The organism is Methyloglobulus sp. (assembly GCF_046714055.1).
In the GTDB taxonomy this organism is placed as follows: domain Bacteria; phylum Pseudomonadota; class Gammaproteobacteria; order Methylococcales; family Methylomonadaceae; genus Methyloglobulus.
The window spans coordinates 1-5,832 of sequence record NZ_JBKKBJ010000241.1 but is presented as its reverse complement, the minus strand read 5'-3'; the positions used below and the strand labels follow the sequence as shown (position 1 = coordinate 5,832).

The 5,832-nt window shown below is 48.0% G+C and carries 6 protein-coding genes; all 6 read right to left on the bottom strand.

Features of this window, described 5'->3' with window-relative positions; all coding sequences use genetic code 11:
• Positions 1–256: 256 nt before the first annotated feature.
• Positions 257–619: a TfoX/Sxy family protein gene (locus ACLQ6D_RS14425; RefSeq protein WP_411728014.1), complete on the bottom strand. Its 363-nt coding sequence runs from the start codon at positions 617–619 to the stop codon at positions 257–259.
• A 5-nt stretch (positions 620–624) separates the two neighbouring features.
• Positions 625–993, bottom strand: a complete 369-nt coding sequence (locus ACLQ6D_RS14420) for a hypothetical protein (protein WP_411728013.1) — start codon at positions 991–993, stop codon at positions 625–627.
• Positions 994–1,052: 59 nt separating this feature from the next.
• On the bottom strand, positions 1,053–1,676 hold the full coding sequence (locus ACLQ6D_RS14415) for a phytanoyl-CoA dioxygenase family protein (protein WP_411728012.1): 624 nt from the start codon (positions 1,674–1,676) through the stop codon (positions 1,053–1,055).
• Between the two features lie 11 nt (positions 1,677–1,687).
• Positions 1,688–1,861 (bottom strand): hypothetical protein, encoded by a 174-nt coding sequence (locus ACLQ6D_RS14410; RefSeq protein WP_411728011.1) that lies wholly within the window; start codon positions 1,859–1,861, stop codon positions 1,688–1,690.
• Positions 1,862–1,870: 9 nt separating this feature from the next.
• Complete coding sequence (locus ACLQ6D_RS14405; protein WP_411728010.1) at positions 1,871–5,056, bottom strand: efflux RND transporter permease subunit; 3,186 nt, start codon at positions 5,054–5,056, stop codon at positions 1,871–1,873.
• On the bottom strand, positions 5,053–5,832 hold a 780-nt coding region (locus tag ACLQ6D_RS14400), incomplete at its 5' end, for an efflux RND transporter periplasmic adaptor subunit (RefSeq protein ID WP_411728009.1). The genes ACLQ6D_RS14400 and ACLQ6D_RS14405, both read right to left, overlap by 4 nt.

The following is a 5,832-nucleotide window of genomic DNA, read 5'->3' as shown; positions in this document are numbered from 1 at the left end:
CAAGCTGGACAACCCGGTCGCCGTCGTTTGACCAAATGAACTCAATAAGTAATCGCTATATATTTCTAACAGTTCTGTATTCATCCTTATAGTTTACTTCAACTATGGGTGCGTAACATGAGTTACTAACGTAAATAGTTTACTCTATTACTCGGTTATTTGCCATTTGGGGCTGAGCAGTTTCTAAAAAAGCCCATCGAGGAGCAGGTTTGCTGCATCACCGCTAAAATTATTAAGACTAATCAGTGTGCCGCTTTTAGCTCAACCGTTTAAGCGCCTTGTTAGGCTTTTTGGTTTTAGTGGCTATCTGTATGGATTCGTTCGCCCATAGTCGTAGTTGTTCGGGATCAGTAAAAACGTCCTCTGGGAGTTCAAAATACTTGCGAACTTGAATCCGCCCTTTCTTCACCATATATGAAAACGGCTGCATCCCTGCTTGCTCGTATTTTTTCCGAGAGTTCTCATCAACTGCAAAATACAGGCTGTTTCCCATAATCATGGCAAATTGTACTGAGCCGTAGGAAATACCGACACCCCCAAAGAATCGGCCTATTCGTACCGGGAATAAGGGCTCCAGAAACTCTAAAACATATTCCGTATATTCAGCGCTGGCGGTCAAGGGTATTAACCTGCATTGGGTTGTTCATAGAAACCGGTCATTTGCTTTAATCGCCCATCAGCCCCATACATGCCACAGCTTGCGCCCTGAGTGAATATGTTTCCTTTGCCGTCCACCATATTCCAATGCGTCAGGCTCTGATCATGATGGTTTTTAAAATCGGTAGTTACAAATCCCACTCCGGACACGTTCTTTTGAAGTTCCGACATGTATCCAGACAATTGACCGTATCCGGTCGATAGAATTATCGGGTCGGAGTACTCGCAATCGGGGCTTAAGCATTGCCCGAACAATTCCAACCGCTTGGACTTATCTGTCTCAGACCATGATTTTGTGTAGGTTTCCCAAGTGTTTTTGTGTGGATTGCTTTCCATTGTTTTCTCCAAGTGATGAAATTTATAAGTGTTTTTGCTTCGTTGATTAACTCTTGAAGCTAGAGATTAGGAGCCAGATCATTGCGACTTAACAAGTTGAAGTGCAAGAAGGCATTCTTACCTGCCAACGACAACACTCCATTGGCTTGGCACAACAACTTGGACGTGGCAACACCAAACTGAATAACTATGACATCCCGCTCGACCGAAGTGCGATTTGGCGACCCACCATGTAGTACCTCGGAGTGAAGAGCCAAGCACGATCTAGGGGCGACTGTTGGGCAACAGATAAGACTCTCGTGCTTAACCGTTTGCGCTGCACCTGGTAAATGCGAACCAACGACAATCCGAGTGCCACTGTTGACTTTGGACATAGTTTGCAAGGGTAGTAAAAATCGGAGGGTACGACGATCCGATGTGGCAAAATAGGTATTGTTTGCATCGCGATGCCAACCTACTGCTGGGTACTTAAGTGAAGGTTTGCGTGTGATATTGGAGAAGTGAAACACAACCTCTTCTGATGAGCAACCCAACAAATCGCTAGCCAAAACCCACAAGGCATTCGCAGAAAACAGCCTCGCAAAACGCGAATCGAGTGACGGTAAATTCCCGATGATGTAAGGCTTTTGTTCCATTTCGCTACTGATTACTCCTGGATTCCGTTGCGGATGCTGGTTAGTCACTGAAGCCACGCTCACGCTTTCAGCGACGACGGTCTGATACCAGTTTTGTGACGTTCCACCAGACCGGCAACAAGCTCTCGTGCTAAAGCTAACTCCGGTTCGGTAAGCAAGTCGCTGAGAATCGCGAAACCTTGATGCGCGAATGCCTTAATTTCGGGTAAATCGGCGCATAGGAGTGATGCCATACTATTCACTTATGTCTTTATTTTCGGCACAGCCACCCTAAACCAAGCAGCATACAGCGCAGGTAAAAACAGCACGGTCAACAACGTGGCAACTGCCAAGCCGCCCATAATGGTAATTGCCATAGGGCCGAAAAAGACGCTTCTGGTCAGAGGTATCATGGCTAAAATAGCGGCCGCAGCGGTTAGGGCTATGGGCCTGAACCGGCGTATCGTTGACTCGACCACTGCTTGCCAGGGTTCCAGGCCGGAAGCCCGGTCTTGGTCGATTTGATCGACCAAAATCACCGAGTTGCGCATAATCATGCCGGAGAGCGCAATCGTGCCCAACATGGCGACAAAGCCAAACGGTTTATCAAAAATCAGTAACGCAATGGTGACACCAATTAAACCTAAAGGCGCCGTTAACAACACTAAAAATACCCGCGAAAAACTTTGTAGTTGCACCATCAGTATGGTCAATACCGCTATTAAAAACAGTGGAAATCCTGCTGCCACCGAGGCACCGCCCTTGGCTGATTCTTCAACTGCACCGCCTGTTTCTATACTGATCCCGAGCGGAAGCGACGCCTTAAGCCCAGCTAATTTTTCTTCAATTATCTGCGACACCACCGGGGCTTGTAGATTGCCTTGTAAATTAGCGCGTACGGTAATCGTCGGCACACGGTTACGCCGCCAAATAACGCCTTCTTCAAACTCTGAAGTGATCGTCGCGATTTGCGATAAAGGTACGCCCGCCCCTGCCTGCGTGTTTATCATTAAGTCGGGTAAATGCGACAGGCGAGTGCGCTCAAACACTGGGGCGCGTACGACCAGGTCAATACGCTCAATGCCTTCCCTAAATTCAGCGATATAAAGCTCTTGCATTGCGCCGTTGAGGACGTTGGCAATATCGACTGAGCTGACTCCTAATAAACGTGCCTTAGATTGATCTATCGCCACTTTGACGACTTTGCTGGGTTCTTCCCAATTGAGTTGTACATTCACCAGATTGTTGTTGGCACGCATCACGTCGGCAATTTGGTGCGAAAGCTCGCGAATTTGCGGTATGTTCGCCCCTGACACCCTGAATTGCACTGGGAAGCCCACAGGAGGGCCGTTCTCCAAACGCAACACGGAAGCACGCAACACAGGAAAATCGGTTTCAAACAACAGAAGCAAATCATTACGTAAGGCTTCACGCGCCGCTAACGTTTTACTCAAAATCACAAATTGCCCAAATCCGCGATGCGCCAATTGAATATCCAGCGGCAAATAAAACCGGGGGGTGCCTGTGCCTATGTAAGCCACGAAGTTTTCTATGCCTTCATGCTTGCTATTCCAGTCCTGCAACCAATGCTCCAGTTTTTTAGCCTGCGCGTCGGTAGCGGCGTATGAAGCGCCTTCGGTCATGCGCAAATCGACTATCAGTTCAAGTCGGGTGGAATCAGGAAAGAACTGCTGCTGCACTTTACCAAAGCCAATAATAGCCAAGACAAACGAAGCGAGCGTAATGGCAATGACGGTTTTACTGTAACGGACACAGGCGGTAACAACTGCGCGAAAAGCTTGGTAAAACGTCGTGTTATAAATATCGTGATGATGGTTATTATCGGCTTTTTCAGTTAGATTAAGCTTTTTTTTCAGCCAGGGCATAATTTTTGACGGCTGCGGTGCGTGGGAATAGTCAGGTAATAGATGGTAGCCCAAATATGGCACAAATATTACTGCTGCAAACCAGGAAACCACCAACGCAATGGTAGATACCTGAAAAATAGACCGCGTATATTCACCTGTAGACGAAGCGGCGGTTGCAATCGGTAAAAAGCCTGCCACGGTGACTAAAGTGCCGGTGAGCATCGGCATCGCGGTTGAAGTGTAGGCGAACAATGCGGCTTTGGCTTTATCCCAGCCTTGCTCCATTTTGGACGACATCATTTCCACGGCAATAATCGCATCGTCCACCAATAAGCCTAATGCTAGTATCAGGGCGCCCAGCGAAATTTTATGTAGTCCTATATCATTGATTTGCATCACCAAAAACGTACTGGCCAACACTACAGGTATCGTAATGGCGACGACTATTCCGCTACGCCAACCCAATGAAATCAGGCTTACTCCGAGTACAATCACTAACGCCTCTAACAGAGATTTCACAAAGTCGTTAACAGAGTTCGCTACAATTTTCGGTTGCAAGGTGACGGTATTCAGGTTTAATCCCACCATTAATTGCTGTTGGATACGGGCGATAGTGTTATCGAGGGCAGCCCCAAGCGCTATCACATCGCCGCCTTCTTTCATGCTCACGCCTAATAGCAATGCGTCTTTGCCCTGAAAGCGAACTCGGTCGTGTGGTGGGTCTTCATAGCCGCGATAAACACGCGCCACATCGCCCAAGCGAAAGTCCTGATTACTGGCGCGTAACCGTAACTCGCGCAAATCTTCCAGTTTGCTGTATCGGCCTGATACGGCAATACGGATGCGTTCGCTAGCCGAATCAAACGTGCCGCCGCGCACGACGGCATTTTGCGCTTGCAAAATAGTGATAAGCTCGGCGGTGTCGATGCCTGTCGTTACCAGCTTGGCATTTGAAATCTCGATAAAGAGCCGCTGCTTTTGCTCACCGAAAAAATCGACTTTGGCGACATCTTTTATTTTGAGAAGCTCAGACCTAATCAGCTCTGCCTGTTTTTTGAGAGCGGCATAGTCAAAGCCATCGCCAGTCAACGCATACATACTGCCGTACACGTCACTAAACTCATCATTAAATGTCGGGCTTTCGATACTTTGAGGCAAGGTGTGGCGGATGTCCCCGATTTTTTTGCGTACCTGATACCAAATGTCTGGAATGTCTTCCGAAAATGTATCATCTTTGACCACAATAAAAATCATCGACTCGCCTGGCCTTGAAAAACTATTGGAATAGTCAAGATGGGGGACTTCTTGAATTTTCTTTTCCAGTTTGTCGGTCACCTGCTGCTCGACTTCTTGAGCACTCGCACCCGGCCATGTGGTGCGTACCAACATCACTTTAAAGGTAAAAGGCGGGTCTTCGGATTGGCCTAACTTGGTATAGGCAACCAATCCAGCGATCGTCAGTACCAACATCAAATACAAGACTAATGTTTGATGTTTCAATGCCCAATCTGACAAATTAAACCGTGCGTTTGATGCTAATTTATCCGCTGCGTTTTCACTGTTTTCATTTGGTTCATTCATTGCGCGGCCTCGACCACAGGCTTCACTGGTTGATCTTTAATCAACGTATGAACCCCTGCTATAGCGATTTTTTCACCCGCTTGCAAGCCGTTGGTAATCAATATGCCAGCTTCGCTGAACTGACCCGTCACCACTTCACGCGGTTGCGCCTTATTATAGGCATCAATCGCCCAGACTATTTTTTTGCCATTATTTTCGGTCAGTGCAACGCTGGGAATTAGGAACCCAGTGTCCTGTGACCCATTCTGCGGATTGAATATAACCCTTGCAGTCATGCCTAGCTTTACCGCTACATCAGCATCTTGAATAGTCACTCGGACATTAAACGCGCGGGTGGCAGATTCTGCGGCTGGGGCAATCTCGCGGACAATCCCAGCGTAAGCTTTTTGCCGATCTGCCCACAGTTTTACCGTAACCGACGCATTTAATTGCACTTCGGCCATATGTGACTCCGGCACGGCAACCAATACTTCAATGGCTTTGGTGCCTGCGATTTGCACCACCAGATCACCCGTTTCGACGACTTGCCCTGGCTCTGCACGGATCATGGTGACCACGCCATCACGATCTGCGGTTAAGTTTGTGTATTGAGTTTGATTAGCCGATACGTTCGCTTGGGCCTTTACTTGCGCCAGTCGTGCGGTGGCGGTTTTAAGCTCAGCCTCCCGACTATCCAACGCTGAAGCCGAAATGAATTTTTTGGCAAACAATTGACGGTAGCGCACTACTTCTGCCGTTGCCAGTGCATGGTCGGCGTCTGCCGCACGCACATCAGC